Source organism: Arthrobacter sp. Dra40 (assembly GCF_059091905.1).
In genome coordinates this window covers 1-18,580 of record NZ_JBNHHB010000066.1, presented here as the reverse complement: position 1 = coordinate 18,580, position 18,580 = coordinate 1, and the positions used below count along the sequence as shown (strand labels likewise).

At 64.4% G+C, this 18,580-nt stretch carries 16 protein-coding genes; 7 read left to right on the top strand and 9 right to left on the bottom strand.

Features of this window, described 5'->3' with window-relative positions; translation table 11 throughout:
• Positions 1-53: 53 nt before the first annotated feature.
• Together AC5RWT_RS21150 and AC5RWT_RS21145 are read right to left on the bottom strand one after the other, a co-directional pair.
• The gene (locus AC5RWT_RS21150) at positions 54-206 is read right to left on the bottom strand and encodes a hypothetical protein (RefSeq protein WP_494081875.1); all 153 of its coding nucleotides are present in this window, start codon (positions 204-206) and stop codon (positions 54-56) included.
• Between the two features lie 210 nt (positions 207-416).
• Positions 417-1,262: an SMP-30/gluconolactonase/LRE family protein gene (locus tag AC5RWT_RS21145; protein WP_494081874.1), complete on the bottom strand. Its 846-nt coding sequence runs from the start codon at positions 1,260-1,262 to the stop codon at positions 417-419.
• 182 nt (positions 1,263-1,444) lie between these two features.
• On the opposite strand from AC5RWT_RS21145, the gene AC5RWT_RS21140 reads away from it, so the two are divergent.
• Both AC5RWT_RS21140 and AC5RWT_RS21135 read left to right on the top strand, forming a co-directional pair.
• Positions 1,445-2,848, top strand: coding sequence for a glucose-6-phosphate dehydrogenase (locus AC5RWT_RS21140; protein ID WP_494081873.1), 1,404 nt, complete (start codon positions 1,445-1,447; stop codon positions 2,846-2,848).
• A 1-nt stretch (position 2,849) separates the two neighbouring features.
• On the top strand, positions 2,850-4,283 hold the full coding sequence (locus AC5RWT_RS21135; protein WP_494081872.1) for a sugar porter family MFS transporter: 1,434 nt from the start codon (positions 2,850-2,852) through the stop codon (positions 4,281-4,283).
• 915 nt (positions 4,284-5,198) lie between these two features.
• Here the strand turns inward: AC5RWT_RS21135 and AC5RWT_RS21130 are convergent.
• From AC5RWT_RS21130 to AC5RWT_RS21120, 3 genes are all read right to left on the bottom strand, one after another.
• Positions 5,199-5,405 carry a hypothetical protein gene (locus tag AC5RWT_RS21130; protein WP_494081871.1) on the bottom strand — a complete coding sequence of 69 codons (207 nt, stop codon included), beginning with the start codon at positions 5,403-5,405 and terminating at the stop codon, positions 5,199-5,201.
• Positions 5,406-5,925: 520 nt separating this feature from the next.
• Positions 5,926-6,846 (bottom strand): EamA family transporter, encoded by a 921-nt coding sequence (locus AC5RWT_RS21125; RefSeq protein WP_494081870.1) that lies wholly within the window; start codon positions 6,844-6,846, stop codon positions 5,926-5,928.
• 72 nt (positions 6,847-6,918) lie between these two features.
• Positions 6,919-7,764, bottom strand: coding sequence for a helix-turn-helix domain-containing protein (locus AC5RWT_RS21120; RefSeq protein ID WP_494081869.1), 846 nt, complete (start codon positions 7,762-7,764; stop codon positions 6,919-6,921).
• A gap of 74 nt (positions 7,765-7,838) precedes the next feature.
• On the opposite strand from AC5RWT_RS21120, the gene AC5RWT_RS21115 reads away from it, so the two are divergent.
• The 3 genes from AC5RWT_RS21115 to AC5RWT_RS21105 are packed head-to-tail and all read left to right on the top strand — an operon-like array spanning position 7,839 to position 11,238.
• Positions 7,839-9,203 carry a cytochrome ubiquinol oxidase subunit I gene (locus AC5RWT_RS21115; RefSeq protein ID WP_494081868.1) on the top strand — a complete coding sequence of 455 codons (1,365 nt, stop codon included), beginning with the start codon at positions 7,839-7,841 and terminating at the stop codon, positions 9,201-9,203.
• A gap of 2 nt (positions 9,204-9,205) precedes the next feature.
• Positions 9,206-10,234, top strand: coding sequence for a cytochrome d ubiquinol oxidase subunit II (locus tag AC5RWT_RS21110; RefSeq protein WP_494081867.1), 1,029 nt, complete (start codon positions 9,206-9,208; stop codon positions 10,232-10,234).
• Positions 10,235-10,251: 17 nt separating this feature from the next.
• On the top strand, positions 10,252-11,238 hold the full coding sequence (locus AC5RWT_RS21105) for an SDR family oxidoreductase (RefSeq protein ID WP_494081866.1): 987 nt from the start codon (positions 10,252-10,254) through the stop codon (positions 11,236-11,238).
• Between the two features lie 43 nt (positions 11,239-11,281).
• On the opposite strand, the gene AC5RWT_RS21100 is transcribed toward AC5RWT_RS21105, so the two are convergent.
• From AC5RWT_RS21100 to AC5RWT_RS21090, 3 genes are all read right to left on the bottom strand, one after another.
• Positions 11,282-11,590 carry a transcriptional regulator gene (locus AC5RWT_RS21100; RefSeq protein WP_493967167.1) on the bottom strand — a complete coding sequence of 103 codons (309 nt, stop codon included), beginning with the start codon at positions 11,588-11,590 and terminating at the stop codon, positions 11,282-11,284.
• The gene (locus tag AC5RWT_RS21095; protein ID WP_494081865.1) at positions 11,587-12,054 is read right to left on the bottom strand and encodes a hypothetical protein; all 468 of its coding nucleotides are present in this window, start codon (positions 12,052-12,054) and stop codon (positions 11,587-11,589) included. The genes AC5RWT_RS21100 and AC5RWT_RS21095 overlap by 4 nt, the downstream gene beginning before the upstream one ends.
• Before the next feature lie 112 nt (positions 12,055-12,166).
• Positions 12,167-13,255, bottom strand: a complete 1,089-nt coding sequence (locus tag AC5RWT_RS21090; RefSeq protein WP_494081864.1) for an NAD(P)-dependent alcohol dehydrogenase — start codon at positions 13,253-13,255, stop codon at positions 12,167-12,169.
• A gap of 298 nt (positions 13,256-13,553) precedes the next feature.
• Between AC5RWT_RS21090 and AC5RWT_RS21085 the strand changes: the two genes are divergently transcribed.
• Both AC5RWT_RS21085 and AC5RWT_RS21080 read left to right on the top strand, forming a co-directional pair.
• Positions 13,554-14,333, top strand: coding sequence for a peptidoglycan-binding protein (locus AC5RWT_RS21085; protein ID WP_493967164.1), 780 nt, complete (start codon positions 13,554-13,556; stop codon positions 14,331-14,333).
• A 7-nt stretch (positions 14,334-14,340) separates the two neighbouring features.
• The gene (locus AC5RWT_RS21080) at positions 14,341-16,809 is read left to right on the top strand and encodes a hypothetical protein (protein WP_494081863.1); all 2,469 of its coding nucleotides are present in this window, start codon (positions 14,341-14,343) and stop codon (positions 16,807-16,809) included.
• A gap of 54 nt (positions 16,810-16,863) precedes the next feature.
• Here AC5RWT_RS21080 and AC5RWT_RS21075 read toward each other — a convergent pair whose 3' ends face one another.
• Positions 16,864-18,360 carry an amino acid permease gene (locus tag AC5RWT_RS21075; RefSeq protein WP_494081862.1) on the bottom strand — a complete coding sequence of 499 codons (1,497 nt, stop codon included), beginning with the start codon at positions 18,358-18,360 and terminating at the stop codon, positions 16,864-16,866.
• Between the last annotated feature and the right edge of the window lie 220 nt (positions 18,361-18,580).

Genomic DNA, 18,580 nt, shown 5'->3' with positions numbered 1-18,580 from the left:
GTCATATTGACGAACTGGACGCGAACGCCCTGCACTTGAGTTCAATAGCACCGTCACACCGAGGGGACGATCACGGTTGGGCGTCTTCGGTTGAGGTGCACAGTTGTCACCTGCAGTCGCTTGGTCATCCCACGATCAGGGACCTCCACGTGGCGCCGCACAGCGCCCAGCTTCACGATCTGGCGGTGGTGCCGGGCCTTGCCCATGTCGACATAATCCCACGGGGGCCGATACCTTAACAACGCACTGGCGGAACGCACACTGCCGCGGCGTCCCTTCTCGCGGCGCTGGCGTAAATCTCAGCCGGCGAACTCGCGGTCCGGGTTCCCGGCCACGTGAACGTCTGGGCTAAAGAGGGATCCGCGAGTGGATCGTCCCCGGGTGCGAGATTCTCCCGTGACGTGCTTGGGAAAGTCTCAGCCGGCGAACTCTCGCGCCGGGTTCCCGGCTACTTGAACGTCTGCGCGAAAGAGGGATCCGGCGAGGGGATCGTCCTCGGGTGCGAGATGCTCTCGTGAGGTGGTTATGAACAGTTGGTTCAGGGCGGGACCGCCGAACGTACAGGCGGTGACTTGGCGGGCGGCAACCTGCACCACTTCGTCGAGGCGGCCCTCGTGGGTATACCGTCGCACCTCTCCCGCACCGTTGATCGCCGCCCACACGGCGCCCTCTGCGTCTACGGTGAGCCCATCGGGGTGTTCGTGGTCGGGCATCGCCACGAAAGTGCGTCGCCGGGTCAGACCCGCGTCACGGTCATAGTCGAAGACGGCAATGCTGTGGGTTGCCGTGTCGTTGTAATAGGCGAGTGACCCGTCCGGACTCCAGTCCAGGCCGTTCGAAATGGTGACTCCGTGCAATACCGGATGAACCGAAAGATCGGGATCCAACCGATAAAGCGCGGCAGCGCCGGGCTGCTGATCGTAGGCCATTGAACCGCAGTAGAAACGGCCGTCGGGATCGCAAGCACCCTCATTCATCCGGATGCCGGTATCGGTCCACACCTCGTCCAAATGTGTGAGTGTTCCATCCGGATTTTCGAGACAGAACCCGCGGTCGACGCCAATCACCGCGCCGCCGCCCTGGCGCGGTCTTACTGCTGCAGCAATCGCGGCCACGTGACGACGTGTTATCTCACCGCCGGTCGTCAAGGACAGGATGTCGCCTGCGAGCATGTCCACCCAGCGCAGACCGCCCCACGAGGTGGACCAAACCGGACCTTCCGCATGGTGGGCGATGGGATCGGTGTGCTGTTCCGCGCGCATGAAATCGGCTCCTCGTCCGCTCTCAGCATGGCTGATCCGGCAACTGCAGCTCTCTCGTCACGTTTATCGCGAAATACTACTCTGTGTCGGCGCCCGCGGGGTATCAGGACGATGTCCGCGGTGCTAAATTGTCTTGCATATTTGGGCCAGCAGTTTCGCATTGATGAGACGGGGTCAAAATTATGGTTCAAACCGGCGATCAAACCCTTCTGATCTTGGGCGCGAGCGGTGACCTGACTGCACGGCTGCTGCTGCCGGGACTGGGCGCGTTGCTGGGCACCGGCCGTGTGAAGCCCCTCCAGCTCATCGGCAGCGCGGGGGCCGATTGGGATGATGAGCGTTGGCGCTCACAGATCAGGGAGTCCTTCGCGGAGGCGGACGCGAGCGGAGAGCAGATGGAAGCGGTCATCAGGAACGCCCGCTATCTCAAGTCTGACGTGACAGACCAGGACCAGTTCCGCGCGTTGCTGGAGGAATGCCGCGGACAGCTGATTCTCTACTTCGCTTTGCCTCCCGCGGTCACCCAGAAGGCGTGTCAGGTGCTGGGCGGCATCGGGGTGCCCGAGGGCACCCGGCTGGTCATGGAGAAGCCGTTCGGCAGCGATGCCGACAGCGCTGCGGCCCTCAACGACCTGGTGACCCGGCTCGTGCCCGAGGACCACGTGCATCGGGTGGATCATTTCGTCGCCATGCCCGCGGTTCTCAATATCCTGGGGGTGCGGTTTGCCAACCGCCTGATCGAGCCCGTACTGAACAGCCAGCACGTCGAGAGCGTGGATGTGGTCTTCGACGAAAGTTTGGCGTTGGAGGGCCGGGCCGGCTTTTATGACAGCACCGGCGCCTTGGAAGACATGATCCAGAGCCACATGCTCGAAGTCATGTCGCTGTTCGCCATGGAGCCCGTACCGACGCTGGAGGCAGAAGACGTGCGCGATGCCAAGGCGCAGGTCCTGCGCGCCACCCGGATCTGGAATGATGACCCGGTCACCTACAGCCGCCGGGCGCGTTACAGCGCGGGCGAGATCGACGGACGCAAGGTGCCTTCCTACGTGGACGAGGAGGGCATTGACAGCTCACGTCAGACCGAGACCTTCGCCGAGATCGTGCTGGCCGTGGACACTTGGCGATGGGCAGGCGTACCGTTCCGGGTGCGCTCGGGCAAGGCCTTGGGCTCGCCGCGCACGGAGGTCACGGTCACCTTCAAGCCACCGCAGCAGGTACCTGCCGGCATGAGCGGACACGCTCACCCAAATCGGCTTCACATCGGCATCCCTTTGAACGCCAATGTGCTTGGCCTCGACGTGAACATCAGCGGCCGTGACGATCCGTTCGGAATTGATCCAGTCACCCTGGCAGGTAACTTCGCTGCCGGCGAGCTGCCGCCCTACGGCGAGGTAATGAAGGGGATTCTGGAGGGTGCGCCGCCGCTCTCCGTGCGGGGCGACATGGCGGTGCAGTGCTGGAAAATTATCGAGCCCGTGCGCAAGGCCTGGCGTGAGAACCAGGTACCGCTGCAGGAGTACGAGGCAGGCAGCACCGGCCCCGGCAGCTGGCCCCTCAACGGACTCCCCGCAGGAAGGACGTGACATGGCGGCCGGCACTGGTGCATCGAGTCCGCTGGACAACATCTCCGGCAAGGGCCTGCGCAAGGTGCGGCGCTGGGGGTTGTGGATCAACCTCGCCACGTTCTTGATCGGCTACGCGACCGGCGTGATCGCCGGGGCGCTGCTGTACATCCGAGGTGACCTCGATCTCGACGAGACCCAGCAGGGCCTCGTTACGAGCATCCTGCTACTCGGTGCAATGGTGGCGGCGATTTTCACGGGCAGGCTGGCGGACCGCTTTGGCCGCAGGACGATACTCGGGGTTGCCGGGGTGCTGTTCGCCGTGGGGTTCGCGGTCTCGGCGCTGGCCACGGGCTTCGTGCTGTTGATGCTGGGCCGGCTGGTCATGGGCCTCGGGGTCGGCATCGCGTCGGCCCTCGTGCCTACATACTTGGGTGAAATTTCCCCGGCTCAGATCCGGGGGAGGATGCTCACGCTCAACCAGCTGCTGCAGACCGTTGGGATGCTCGTCGCCTACGTCGTGAACCTCATCTTTAGCGCCAGCGGTAACTGGCAGGCGATGTTCTGGGTGGGAGCGGTACCGGCAGTCCTGCTCGCGGTGATTGCGGTGCGCCTCCCCGAGTCGCCGGCGTGGCTGATCGCGAGAGGACGAATCGACGCTGCAAAGAAGATGCTCGGGTCAGTCGCCGGTTCCGCCGGTGCCGACGAGGTGATCGAGCGCTACCGCCACGAAGGCGAGCAACGCCGGCAGCAGCGGGAGCGGGATCACAGTCCCGACGAGAAGAAGGGGTGGCGTGCGCTGCTGGCTCCCCGAGTCCGCCCGGCGTTGGTCGTGGCGATCGGGCTTGCCGTTCTGCAGCAGTTCGTCGGGATCAACACGGTGCTCTACTACGCGCCGACGATCATGGAGCAGACGGGTTTGAGTGCCTCGAACTCGATCGTGTACGCGGTCATCATTGGCGTCGTTAACCTGGTGATGACGATCGTTTCCCTGAAATTGATCGACCGCATCGGCCGCCGGCCGTTGCTGCTGGTCTCGCTGATCGGGATGGGCATCTCGGTGGCCGGGTTGGGATTCGCGTTCCTCTCAGGTCTCGGCTCGGTGATCCTGCTCGTGTGCATGCTGGTCTTCGTGTCGTCGTTTGCGGTGGGGATGGGCCCGGTGCTCTGGGTGATCCTGGGGGAAATCTTCCCGTCCCAGCAGCAGGCTGAGGGCTCGGGGGCGGGCTCGGCCGCGAGCTGGCTTTCGAACTTCGTCGTGTCCACGGCTTTCCTGCCGCTGGCCGGGGCGATCGGAACGGGTCTGGTGTTCTTGATTTTCGCCGTCGTGTGCCTGCTCGCGTTGGCGTTCGTATACCGCTACGTGCCCGAGACCAAGGGTCGCGACTTCGAGGAAATCGACAGCGACCTGCAGGCCCGCGCGGGTGGGAAAAAGCCAGACGCCTCCGCAGCATGACCATGCATACCTTTGTTCCAGAGGCTCAGGATGATCACTGACGATCCCGGGAGTAAGAGCGTCAATCTGGTTAAGATTTCGATCCGGCGGCGGACCTGGGTAAGAACGACGCCGACGAGCCGGAAGCTTCTACCAGTAATTCGGACAATGTTCGCGACGACGGTTGCGTCAGCGGGACCCACGGGGATTCCGTTACAGAAAAGGACGGGCGCCGTATTATGTCTTCTTTCTAGTCTGGATCCGGCTTCTGGAATGCAGTTTTCTCGAGGAACCGACCCGTCGCCTTGAACTGCCTTACTGCGGCGACGGAGACCGCGGCGAAGCCTGCACCCATGAGGATGAACACTCCCAAGACCACTCCATGGGAGTTGGCGAGTTGCGTGGCCAGCAAGATCGTAAACCCAGGGATTCGGAGCAGCCCGGAGGCGAGACCTTGTCGCAGTTGGACTGAACGCACCTCGTGCAATAGGTAACTCTTCCGGTACCGGGGGAGTCCGCCCATAGATCTGGTTCCGGATGCTCTTCTGCTCTGGTTTGTCCAGCCAGATGAGGGCAGCGGCCCGCTGCGGCTGTACCATCAGGCACACCTTTTTGTGATAGTAAACGTGCCCTGTAATCATGGTCGCTATTGCCGTGATGCCGCATGCCATAAGCAGATAAGTGCCCCAGGCTTCGCGCGCATTGCCAAGGGAAAGAATCAGCACCAAGAAGGTTATACCGATTAATGCAATAGCCCCGACTGGGAGGTAGACCAGGAAGTAGACCTTGAGTGCTTTGCCGATTCCTTCATCGGTGATCCCGGCAGCAAGCTTTTTCGTCTTGGCCCAACGGACTGCTTTGCTCGCCTCGGCATCAGTCATCTGGACCCCCCCTTCCGGCCGGGATGAGAGCGGGACAGTCGTTGAGGGACAATCACTATGCCGTCGCTTGATCGGGGGAAGGGTGGGACCCGTTGATGATGTGCGCGGTGTTCTGGAGGCCCCTAAGGGGGCCGGCCAGCTCTGCCGGGCCAGAAGTGGTGGCAAGCTCCAGTACCCAGGTCCGGGCTTGCATCCGGAAGATCGCGTCAAAGGCTCTGGGCTCCCTGACCTGGCCGATGCCGGTGACGGGCAGGATGACCACGTCCCCATAGTCGTGACCTGAATTCTTCCAGCGCGGCTGGAAAGCTAACCTCCCAAAGGTCGGAGTGGCCAGGCCGAACTGCCACTTGCTCTCCGGCCGGAGAAAAACCTCCGCTGAGGCCCGAAAATAACCCTCAAACTGGTCTCGAACCTGCAACCTCTGAGTTCGATGCCTTCTAAACCCGAGGCTCAGGGCCCAGGCAAACGCTGCACCAATAAGGGCCCCGATGACAGGCCAGGGGTTTGCTCGTCCAATCCAGACGTAAAGGATGAGGGCCCCGAACAGAATCCAATAGCCGCACCGAAAGGCCAGCGCAATGATTTCGACACGACCTCGCATACCAGTATCCAAGTACAAGCAACCTTGAATAAGGTTGTGGTGAGGCCTCAGGCAGTGCCTTTTCTTCGAACCTCATACATAGTGGCGCGTATTGCTTTCGCAGCACCTTCGTTTCGAGGGGGCAAGGAAAGAGCATACGATAAGCCATCAGAAAGCGGACAAAACGCATCCGGGACAGCGGTCATGGTGCCTTCCTCTTCAGCTGAACACGAGCGGCTGGGCCCGCCTTTACATGAACCGGCGCGGACTCCGGCGATCGTGTTCCGCCGCGTTGCGCCCCGGCTCCTGCGAGGACGACGAGGAAGATACCTCCCACCTGGAACAATGTTGGCATTTGGTGCAGTACGAGCACGCCGAGTAGCACGCCGAGGGCCGGTTCAATGGCCATGAGCGTGCCGAACGCGGTATGGGTCATCCTGCGCAAAGCGAGCATCTCAAGACCGAAGGGCACTACCGGGGCGAGCAGCGCGAGCCCGACCGCGATCGACAGTATCCGCCAGTCGAGGTGCCCGGACACTTGGGGGATTCCGATGAACGCCGTCATGACGGCGGCTACCGGAATCGTAATCGCCAGACCGCTAATTCCGGAGAATCGGTCACCCACACGTTGGGTCAGCAGGATGTATACACCCCAGCCAAGGCCCGCCATCGCGGCGAAGCCGATTCCCGCCCAGTTGAGATCGCCATGCCACGGCTCGGTGAGCAGTACCACCCCGGTCAGGGCGAGAACAGGCCAGACGAGCATGCTCCGGCTCCGGCTGCGGATCGCCGCGACCGTCAGTGGCCCAAGGAACTCGATGGCGACCGCAGTACCCAGCGGGATACGGTCGATCGCCGACAGGAACGCCGTGGTCATCAGCCCGCTCGCTGCCCCGAGCCCAAGGAGCACGGGTACGTCCGGCCGACGGATCTGCCGCAGCGGTGGGCGGGCGATCAGAATGAAAATCAGTGCGCCCATGCTCAGGCGCAGCCACGACGTCCCGGCGGCACCAACCTCGGAAATGAGCCCGACCGACAGCGCGTTGCAGAGCTGGATCAGCAGCATTGCGGTCACCGCCATTGACCACGGCGGGACTCCCGTGCGTGCATCCTGTCCGGTCATGGCGCAGTGACCCTCCGTGCGGCCACCGTTACGTTCGGGCCGGGCTGCCAGGCGCTGGAACCCAAGACCTGGTCACGCACGGTTGGTCTCCGAACGATGTCCCGCCCCGACGCCTGGCTCAAAGACCGTCAGCGTGAACCGAGTCAACCCTTCGCCCGGGTTGGCGTAGGCATGAGGCTCGTCGCCCACGAAAGTCAGAGCATCACCGGGGTTAAGTGTCGAAGTTTCACCGGCCACTGTAACGGCAAGAACCCCGTCGTGCACCTGCAGCAGTTCTCTTGTGCCCTTGGAGTGGGCCTCGCTGGCGTGCTCTTCGCCCGCTTCGAGCGTCCAGTCCCACAATTCGACAACATCGGGTGGCTCCGTGCCAGCGACGAGCAGTCCCCGCCCGCCTGCCGGGCCTCTCCACAGCACCGCACCCTCGCCCGACCTTGTCAACTTCGTCTTTGCCTGCTGTGGAGGTTCCACCAGCGCCGGGAGTCCTACACCTAAGGCGTCACTCAAGCGCAGGAGCGTGCCGATGCTGGGATTGACCGCCCCTTGCTCCACGTTGATAACCATCCGCCGGCTCACTCCAGCGATCTCGGCCAGCCGGTCCAACGTCCACCCACGGCCGGAGCGTTCGTGCCGCACACGGACGCCGATTGCTGCCGCCAACGATTCTGCGTCCAAGCCCATGAGTGCAGAATAATGCACTGTGCAGTGCAAAATCAATGGGGCGGGAACTGCAGGCTGACGTTTCAGCTCGCCGTCATGCCATTGCGGCACATCGAGCTGTGAATTCGAAAGTCGCCAGTAGCTGGGTAAGGCACGGGCCTGTCCGAAGCCTGCCACTTTGGCCGCTTGAGCAGTGTTTGTTCCGAACCAGGGCACGGCCGCGTGTTGCTCTTTAATCCCCTGCTGCTTCTTTTGGGCCATTGAATTTTGGCGTACCCTAGCGGCAACCGGTCCAGCAGCGCAGGCTGGTCCAGCACTGTGCCGGAGGTATTCCCATGCCGGTCGAGTTCATGGCGGAGGTAACCGCCGCTGACCTGATGGCAGCCAGGATGCAGATGGCGCTGTCGCTCGGCTGGCATATCGTCATCGCCTGCTTCGGCGTTGGAATGCCGGCGATCACGCTGCTTGCCGAGTGGCGCGGCCACCGCACCGCAGATCCGAACTACAAGCTGCTCGCCAGGCGATGGGCCCGGGTGATGGGCGTACTCTTTGCCGTGGGGGCCGTCTCCGGAACTATCCTGTCTTTTGAGATGGGCCTTTTGTGGCCTGGCCTCATGGGCGTTTACGGCCAGGTTATTGGGTTGCCTTTCACGCTGGAGGGGATCGCCTTCTTTATCGAGGCTATCTTCCTGGGCATTTACCTCTACGCCTGGGACCGCCTGCCGCCGCGGGTCCACATGCTGACAGCCATCCCCGTGCTGGTCGCCGGTGTAGCCAGCGCGTTTTTCGTCGTGACCGCCAACGCGTGGATGCAGCAACCTACCGGCTTCGACACAGCCAACGGCCGGATCATCGCCGTCGATCCTTGGGCCGCAATGTTCAATCCCGCCACCCCTTCCCAGACGGTGCACATGATCCTGGCGGCATTCATGGTGGCCGGGTTCGGCACGGCGAGCGTCTACGCCTTCTCGATGCTGCGCCGCCGCAACAACAAATACCACCGGCTCGGCTTTCTCATCCCCTTTACCGTCGCCGCGGTGATCACGCCGATCCAAATCGGCGTCGGAGACTGGTCCGCACACTTCGTGGCTGATAACCAACCGGTGAAACTGGCCGCCATGGAAGGCATCTTCCAAACGCAACGAAATGCACCCCTGCATTTGGGCGGGGTAGTCATCGGAGACGAAATGCGGTACGCCGTGGAAATCCCCTCCGGACTGTCCCTGCTGGCCCACTTCGATCCGAATGCCGAGATCATGGGACTCAATGACGTCCCCAAGGACGAACGTCCGCCGGTCAATGTCGTCCACATAGCGTTCCAGCTCATGGTCGGCTCCGGTTTTGCCTTGCTGGCATTGTCGGTCTGGCTGGCTATCGTCTGGAGACGGCACAAGGACATCCCGCGCACCGCCTGGTTCCTCCGGGCAGGAGCACTGTCCGGGTTTCTCGCCGTCCTGGCTTTGGAGGCAGGCTGGGTGGTCACGGAGGTCGGCCGGCAGCCCTGGATAGTTTTCGGCATCCTGCGCACGTCCGATGCCGTCAACCCCGCACCTGGGCTCGTCTACGGCTTCGTCCTGCTGTGCGTGGTCTATCTGCTCCTCACCATCGCCACGCTCTACGTGCTCCGCCGGCTGGCACGGGATAAACCGGTTCCCCTGGCCCCGCAGGAATCCGACGTCACCAACTACAGGATCATGTAGCCATGCCGCTCGCAGAAATCCTGCTACTGGTCATGTGGATTTGCTTGACGGCCTACGCACTCTTCGGAGGGGCAGATTTCGGCGGGGGCTTCTGGGACCTTATCGCCGGTCGGGCTGAAGAAGGCCGGCCCCAGCGCACCCTCATTGAGCATTCCATCGGGCCCATCTGGGAGGCGAACCATGTCTGGTTGATTTTCGTCATCATCCTCACATGGACCGGGATTCCCTCAGTTTTCGCCGCCGTCTCCTCCACCCTGTACATCCCCCTCACCCTGGCGGCACTGGGCATCATCGCGCGGGGTTCGGCCTTCGCCTTCCGCAAAGTCAGCACCGAGCTGTGGCAGCAACGTCTATTCGGAGCCGCCTTTGCCCTTTCATCTGTCTTCACCCCGTTCTTCCTGGGAACTGTGGCTGGAGCTCTTGCCTCGGGTCGTGTTCCGCCCGGCATCGCCGGCGGACATCCGGTCACCAGCTGGATCAATCCGACGTCGATGGCAAGCGGCTTACTGGCCGTAGGAACGACGGCGTACCTGGCGGCGGCATATTTGACCCAAGACGCGAGGCGGCACGGGGACCCGCGCTTGACCGCAGCCTTCCGCAAGCGGGCACTGTGGGCAGGGGCTGGCATGGGCCTGTTCGCGGCAGCAGAACTCCTCGTGCTGAGCGTTGACGCGCCGCGGCTGTTTCACGAACTGGTCGCCGGAACAGCGTTACCGTTCCTGATCGTCTCTTCAGGCTGCGGGATCGCATCCCTCATCCTGCTGATCGGCCGGAAGTTTCTTGCAGTTCGCCTGACTGCCGCCCTGGCAGTGACGGCACTGCTGTGGGGATGGGGCGTAGCCCAGTACCCGGAGATGCTCCCCGGCCTGACATTGTCAGAGGCAGCAGCCACGCAGAGTGTCCTCGCCGCGAACCTGGTGGTGGTGGTCATCGCAGGCATCCTGGTCATCCCGTCCCTGTGGTGGCTCTACGCCCTCTTCCAACGCGACCAGAACCAAGCAGGAAACCGTTTGTCGGAAGAGAACCCATAACAACGAAAGGAACCGCGGTGCGCACAAGGAATCTCGTCATTGTCGTTACCGGAGCCTCCACGGGGATAGGGCGCGCCACGGCCCTTCGCTTTGCCAAGAAGGGCGCGACCGTGGTCCTCGCCGCTCGGCGTGCACCGGTCTTAAAAGGATTAGCGGCCGAATGTGAACGGCTGGGTGGTCATGCCGTTGCCGTCCCGACCGATGTCAGCGATGCGGGGGCTGTACAACGGCTGGCTGACACAGCAGTCAATCGGTTCGGCCGGATAGATGTCTGGATCAATAACGCGGCAGTGACTTTCTTCGCTCCCTTTCTGGATGTGCCCCTCGAGGACTTCCGGAGGGTCCTGGATGTCAACGTCATGGGCTACGTCAACGGCTGCAGGGCAGCATTGAAACAGATGGAGGCCCAAGGGGCGGGCGTCATCGTGAACGTCTCGTCGGTCGTGGGGGAAATTGCCCAGCCCTACACCTCGGCCTACTCAATGTCCAAGGCTGCCATCCGGGCCCTCGGCGTAAGCCTCCGTTCCGAGCTGCGCCTGAGCGGCAGGAACAGGATCAAAATCTGCACGGTGCTCCCGGCCACTATTGATACCCCGTTCTTTCAGCACGGAGCGAACTACACAGGGCGAAAGGCACTGGCCATGCCCCCTGTCTACTCACCCCAAAAGGCCGCCCGCGCCGTCGTCCGCGTTTCACTTTCGCCACGTCCCGAAACGATCATCGGACCGATGGGACGAGCCATGGCTTTGCAGCACAAGTTAACCCCTCGCCTGATGGAAAAGGTAATGGCCGTTCACGTTGACCGCGCGCAGCTCTCCCGCAGCGAGACTGCACCGTTCTCCGCGGGGAACATTTACGAGCCGCTTGCCGTCGGCCCGGCCCCGAGGGCGGAAGGCGGTTGGCACGGCAGGAGACAAACAGCGCTGCGCACGACGACGGCCACCCTTTTGCTTTTTGCCGGGGCCAGGGGATTGGGGCGCGCCCTGTCCCGCCGCTGCGGATGAATGCCGAGACCGGGTGTTTCCGGAGGCCTTGACCGCACGAACGTTATTGGCGTGCAGTGCCGGCGATCTCCTGCAATGCACGCACGTGTGCGTCGAAGGCGTTCCTCCCGGCCGGAGTGAGAGTCACCCAGGTCAGGCGGCGCGCATCGGTGCGCGCGGCCGATGCGGCCTTGGTCAGGCTGACGTATCCGGCTTCAGCGAGGGTCTTCAGGTGCTTCGAGAGCGTGGCGTCCGAGACGTCGATCGTGTCGCGCAGGACAGCGAAGTCCATGTGCTCCACCGGCCGCAGCAGTCCGCAAATCCGCAACCGAGCCGGCGCGTGGATGAGGTCGTCGAACCGGGCCTCAATCATCGGCGCAGCTGATCCAGCGCCGAGCGGTAGGCGATGCCCGCGAACCAAGTGACCAGGCCGAAGGCGGACAGGCTGGTCAGCGACACCGCCCAGCGGGCGCCCAGCGTAACCAAGCCGAGCGAGACCGAGAACAGGACCAGGCAGACCACGAGAATCGCTATCGTGGCTAGTGCGGCGCGCATGCCCATCTTGCGGAACCGGATTCCGGTTTCGCGGCGGACTAAGTGAACAATCACCAGAACTGCGGCCAAGCCCAACCACCCGGACGTCGGGGGGTCGTAGTTCTCCCCGGGGTTGGCCATCGCGGCCGCAGCCACCCACCAGGCCGCCACGCCTCCTAGCGCGGCCAGCAGTGTCTTGGGGACGTGCACGCCGTCGGCCAGGGTCTGACGGTCGAAAGCGAGGTCGCGGAGGCTTGCGGCGGCCTCCTCGGACGAGGGGCGCCCCTCAAGGTTGTTTTCCATACCGGAAAGTCTACGCAGTCACTTTCCGTTCCGGCAAGGGATGTGCAAGCGTCCGCTGAGGATCAGCTCATGGACGGGTGCCTGCGCCGGTTAGCTGCCTGACGTGGGCCGGTCAGAAGAGAAGGATCGGCTTGATCGTGGAGCCGTTGGCTGAGTCCTCAAAGCCCTGGTTGATCTCGGCGAAGGGGTAGGTCTTGACCAGCTTGTCGTAGGGGAACCGTCCCTGCTTCCACAGCTCGATCAGGCGCGGAATGAAGACCTGGTACACCGAGCTGCCTTGGACATTCATTTTGAACGTCCATCCCTTGACCTGGGACTCGCCGATCTCGAGCGGCGCTTCGGTGCCGAAGGTCGTGTTGCCCACGGCCACCAGCGTGCCGCGGAACGCCAGCGCCCGGGCGGCCTGGTTGAGCACCGCGGGCACGGAGGTGGTGTCGACGATGTAGTCCACGCCTTCCCCGCCGGTAATGCGCTTCAGCTCCTCGCCCATGTCCGTTTTGGCGGAGTTGATGGTGTGGGTCGCGCCGAGTTCCAGGGCCATCTCCAGGCGGTTGTCATGCAGATCCACCGCGATCACCGTCGTGCAGCCGGCGATTTTGGCGGCCATGACCGCCGCCGAGCCGACCGCCCCCGCACCGATCACCGCCAGCGACGTTGCCGCCTCAGGCCGTAGATCGTTGAGCACCGCCCCGGCCCCGGTCTGCAACCCGCAGCCCAGCGGGGCGAGCATCTCCAGCGGAACGTCGGGGTCGACCTTGACGACGCAGCGCTCCAGGACGTTCGCGTACGACGAAAAGGACGACTGACCGAAGAAGTGCGAGGCCACGGATTCGCCGTCGGCCGAGAGGGCTGTGCGGCGACCACTGAGATTGATGGCGATGTAGTGCTCGCAGTAGGCCATCTCCCCGCGGCGGCACTGCTTGCAGGTGCCGCACGAGGCCGGCGCCAGCACTACGTGGTCTCCGACGGCGACGCTCGTCACGGCTATTCCCACATCCTCCACAACACCGGCGCCCTCGTGACCGAGCACCGCCGGCCACTGGAGGGGATAGGCACCGTCGCGGGCGGTCGAATCCGTGTGGCAGATCCCGCTGGCGACCATGCGGACCCTCACCTCATCAGGCCGGAGCTCGGCGAGCTCCAACTCTTCCACTGACAGCGGTGCGCCCGTCTCGCGCACGACGGCGGCGGTGACCTTCATGGGTACTCCTCCTTGATCCGGGACCAACACAGGACAGGCCCACGCGATGGCGCGGATACCTATCCCAACCGTCTCATGCCCGCTGGTGAGGCTGCAGTGTTGGCCACCGTGGCCTTTGCCACCCCACCCGCGACCCCCGCCCTACCCAATAAAAGGATTCATCAGTATGCTTTTCATCGATGCTGTGAAGCGAAAGTCCGATGACCGCGGCCCGGTACCGCCGGGCTGTTTCAGGAATCGACATGTTTCGACCACGGGTTGGAACGGATGGCGCCTTGCGCCGGAGACGGAGATTTTGATGAGCAACGACAAGGGACGTACGCCGCTGTCGCCCGAGGAACTCGAATCCCAGTCCGGGACGGCGCTGCCGGACAAGGAAGTCGCCTCCATTCTCGACTTGAATGCCGATCTCGACCTGGCCATCGATGCGGCCGCACCCATCGACCTGGCCGTCGCCGCGAACGCCAATGTCGCAGCCCCCATCGATGCTGCCGCCTCGGCCAACGTCCTCTCGACCGGCTCCACGGCGCAGGCCCTGTCCGACCAGGGCGTCATCATCGACCAGGGCATCACTGCGGACGCGACCGCCGAATCAACTCAGGACAGCACCATCGACCAGGGCAATGACACCGTGGACGACGGCGGGGCAGCGGCTGGCTCCGGTACCGGGACGGCAGCGGCTGCCGGTGGTTCCGGCCTTCCGCAGGAGGGCACCACCGGGCAGCAGGCCACTGAACCGGCACTGCTTCCGGACGGCACGCTGCCCGACGGCACCCTGCCTGGCGCCACCCTGCCCGACACCGGATCGGTCACGGAAGGCCTCGGGTCGACCCTCGACGGGAACCTGCTCAACGTCAACGTCAATCTGGCCGCGGACGCCGATATTGCCGCCCCGATCAACGGTGCTGTGGCCGCCAACGCCAACGTTGCCGCGCCGATCGACGCCGCGGTTGCGGCGAATATCGGCTCGATCGACAGCAATGCCGTCGCGGTGGCGCAGCAGGACGCCATCATCAACCAGCAGATCGACGGTAGCGCCGAGGCCAGCGCCGGCCAGCAGTCCGACCTCGAACAATAGTCCCTGAATGAGCATGGGTCCGGGCCGGCCGCCGGCCATGAGTGACGTGTTGCCCGGCGGCCGGTCGGCTGCACCCCCTTCCCTTGACGTCCCGGCGCTGGCCGACGGCGTGCAGCTCCTCGGACCGGCCCGGGGTTCCGGCTACCGCGAGCCACCGGCCCTGGTCCGGCGCGCGGACGGACAGACGCTCCAGCTCACTTCGCTGCTGTATGCGGTTCTGGAAGGGGTGGACGGCTCCCGCAGCCTTGACCAGATCGCGGACCATGCCGGTGAGAGGTCCGGCAGGCTGATCACTGCCGAAAACGTGCAGACCCTGATCGAAAAGCAGCTGCTGCCGCTGGGCCTGTTGCGGCTGGCAGACGGCTCACAACCCGAAGTCAAAAAGGCCAGCCCGCTGCTGGGTATGCGCTTCCGCTACACGGTCACGGATCCCGGGCTGACCCGGAAGCTGACGGCTCCGTTCGCCGTGCTGTTCCATCCGCTGATTGCCTTGCCCGTGACTTTGGCCTTTTTGGCGGCGTGCTGGTGGGTGCTCATGGTCAAGGGCCTCGGCTCGGCAACACACCAGGCCTTCGCCAGCCCCGGGCTGCTGCTCCTGGTGTTCGCCATCACCATTCTCTCGGCCGGCTTCCACGAGTTCGGCCATGCCGCCGGGGCCCGCCGCGGCGGCGCAACGCCGGGAGCCATGGGCGTCGGCCTGTACCTGATCTGGCCCGCCTTTTACACCGACGTCACAGACTCCTACCGGCTGGGCCGCGGCGGCCGGCTCCGCACGGATCTGGGCGGCCTATACTTCAACGCCATCGTCGTGGTGGGCACGATGGGCGCCTGGTGGCTCACCGGCTTCGACGCGCTGCTGCTGGTGGTGGTGACCCAGATACTGCAGATGGTGCGCCAACTGCTGCCCCTGGTTCGCTTCGACGGCTACCACATCCTCGCCGACGCAACCGGGGTTCCCGACCTGTTCCAACGGATCAAACCCACCCTGCTGGGACTGCTGCCCTGGCGGTGGTCGGACCCCGAACCCAAGCTGCTTAAGCCCTGGGCCAGGGCCGTGGTGACCGTGTGGGTTTTGGTCACGGTTCCGCTGCTCCTGTTCTGCCTTGTCTTGATGGTGGTCTCGCTTCCCCGGGTTGTGGGAACGGCGTGGGCCAGCATCATGGACCAACAACGGCTGCTGGCGGCGGCCGGTTCGGACGGCGATTTCGCCGGCGCGGCCGTGCGTGTCCTGGCCATCACCGCCGTCGCACTTCCCCTTCTGGGCATCGCCTACATCCTGCTGCGCATGGGCCGCCAGCTGGGCACCACGATCTGGGCGAAAACCCGTGGCCGGCCGCTCCGGCGGGTGACCGCCGGGGCTGCGGCCGTCGCCGTTCTCGCCGGCCTGGCCTGGGCCTGGTGGCCCAATGACGGAGCCTACCGCCCGGTGCAGCCCTACGAGCGCGGGACCCTGTTCGATGCCGCAGCTTCCTTCGGCCCGGTCTCCGCAGCGGGACTGACCGAAGGCCGCGCAGGCCAGACCGTGGCGGCGTGGCCGGCCGGCATGGACCTGCCCACAGCGGAGCAGCCGCAACTGGCGATGGTCCTGGTTCCCCGCGAGATCAAGGCCGGCGGTACAAAGAGCACCGCCGCGGACACTGGCAAAGATCCGCAGAACGACGGCGGCTCCGGCTCCACGGTTACTGAGCCTGCCGTTGACTCGCCGCCGGCCTGGGTCTTCCCCTTCGACCGGCCGCTGGCCCCCGCCGAAGACGGAAACCAGGCCCTTGCCGTCAACGTCGAGGACGGGTCCGTGGTCTACGACGTCGCCTTCGCCCTTATCTGGGCGGACGGCGGACCGGTGGACGCCACCAACGAGGCCTACGCCTTCGCTTCCTGCCGGGGCTGTACCGCCGTCGCCGTCGGCTTCCAGGTGGTCCTGATTCTTGGCCAGGCCGACGTCGTGGTTCCGCAGAACCTTTCGGCGGCCGCCAACTACAACTGCGTCGAGTGCCTCACCTACGCCCTCGCCAGCCAGCTGGTCCTCACCCTCGACGGTCCGCTCAGCGACGCAGGCTTGGAGAAACTGTCAACCCTGTGGGAGGAGATCGCAGCCTACGGCCGGTCGCTCGAAGACGTCCCGCTGGACGAGATCCAGGCCCGGCTGAACGACTACAAGATGCGCATTCTCGGCATCCTCGAACATGACGCCGCCCTCGGTGCCCGCAGCGCCGACACAGGCACCGACGCGGCTTTCGAGACAGAGCCGGCCTCCGACACGGGCTCGTCGCCGGAGGCAACACCTCCGGCCGGCACCGGCAGCGGACAGCCACCCGCCCCGGCAGAGACACCCGCCGGTGAACCCGAGCCCGGAACGGCGACGACATCCCCGGCACCGATACCCACCGGCACACCGCAGCCCGAACCAGGCCCCGTGCAGGAGCCTGCCCCTGCGCCCGCTCCGGCTGACGAACCGGCGCCGGCGCCGAGTGGATGACGCTCGGCGGCTACCGCCGGCGCCCCGCGGCGCCTGGGCAGCCCGGCGGCAGGGTCACCGGGTCGCGCCGGCGGGTTCGTCCTCGAGGTCCTCGGGTGCCCCGAGGTCCATCTCGAGCAGCGGCACCACCTTGGACTTGGTGATGAAGCGGTGCGCCAGCCACAACGCGATGAAGACCGGCAACCCGATGTAGGAGGAAACCACCTCCAGGCCCCGTCCGGCAAGCACGGCCTCGTAGTTCTGTCCGGCGATCACCAGGACCAGCAGGGCGAAGGCCAGCAGCGGGCCGATGGGGAACAGGGCGGCCTTGTACGGCAAGTCGCTGACCTTATTGCCCTGGGCCAGAAAGCCGCGCCTGAAGCGGTAGTGGGAGATCGCGATTCCCGCCCAGACGATGAAGCCGCACAGGCCGGACATGTTCAGCAGCCAGGAGTAGGCCGCGCCCTGACCGACGATCGCGGAGAGGAACCCGAAGAGGCCCACCGCCGCGGTAGCCAGCAGCGCCGGAATGGGCACACCGCGCGCATTGGTGCGCCGGAAGATTTTCGGGGCCTTCCCGTCATGGGCCATGGCGTAAAGCATGCGCGTCGAGGCATATAGCCCGGAGTTGCCGGCAGAGAGGATGGCGGTTAGGATCACCGCGTTCATCAGGGCCGCGGCGAAGGCGATCCCCGCGCGCGAGAAGACCAGCGTGAACGGTGATACTGCAACATCGGCCTCGCCGGAGGCCAGCAGACTCGGATCGGTGAACGGGACCAGGCAGCCGATGATGAAGATGGCACCGATGTAGAACAGCATGATGCGCCAGAAGACCGTGCGGATGGCCTTCGGCACTTCGCGGCGCGGGTTCTTGGCTTCACCGGCGGCCACTCCCACCAGCTCGGTACCCTGGAAGGAGAACCCGGCGATCATGAAAACCGCGATAATCGAGACCCATCCTCCGTGGAACACTTCATCGCGGTTCTCCCAGTTGCTCAGGCCCGGGGAATGGTCCCCGAGGATGCCGAAGATCATCAGCACGCCGGCGATCAGGAAGAGCACCACTGCGGCGACCTTGATCAGGGAGAGCCAGAACTCTGACTCTCCGAAGGACTTGGCCGAGAGGGCGTTGAGCCCGGTCAACACCAGCAGAAAGATCCCGGCCCACACCCAGCCGGGGACCCCCGGGAACCAGAAATCCATGATAATTCCGGCGGCGACCAGTTCGGCGGCCACCGTGATGGCCCAGTTAAACCAGTAGTTCCAGCCGATTGCGAACCCGAAGGACGGCGAGACAAAACGGGTGGCAAAGGTCTGGAAGGAGCCTGCCACCGGAATCTTGGCCGACATTTCGCCCAGAGACTGCATCAGCAGGAACACCATCAGCCCGACCAACGCATAGGCGGCCAAGGCTCCGCCGGGACCCGCCTGGGAAATCGTGCCGCCCGAGGCCACGAACAGCCCCGTGCCGATCGCACCCCCGATGGCAATCATCTGCAGGTGGCGGCTGCTCAGTCCGCGCTTGAGTTCGTTGTCGGCCGTGCCCGAGGTGCGGCCTGCAACATCACCCATCGGCCCGCTCAGGCCGGGTTCTTGGGGACCGGGCGCGACAGCCCTATCGTCTGTATGCGTGGGGGAGCTGAGTCCCATTGTGCCTCCGGAAGGTAGCAGCGTCGGTTGAGCTTTCCGGTGGGCCCGCCGGAAAGGACGGTGATCAAGCTAACACGCGCAGAAAAAGAGTCTTGATACAAGGCGAATGTTGCTGGCAAGAACTTCAAAATCTTACGAGTAT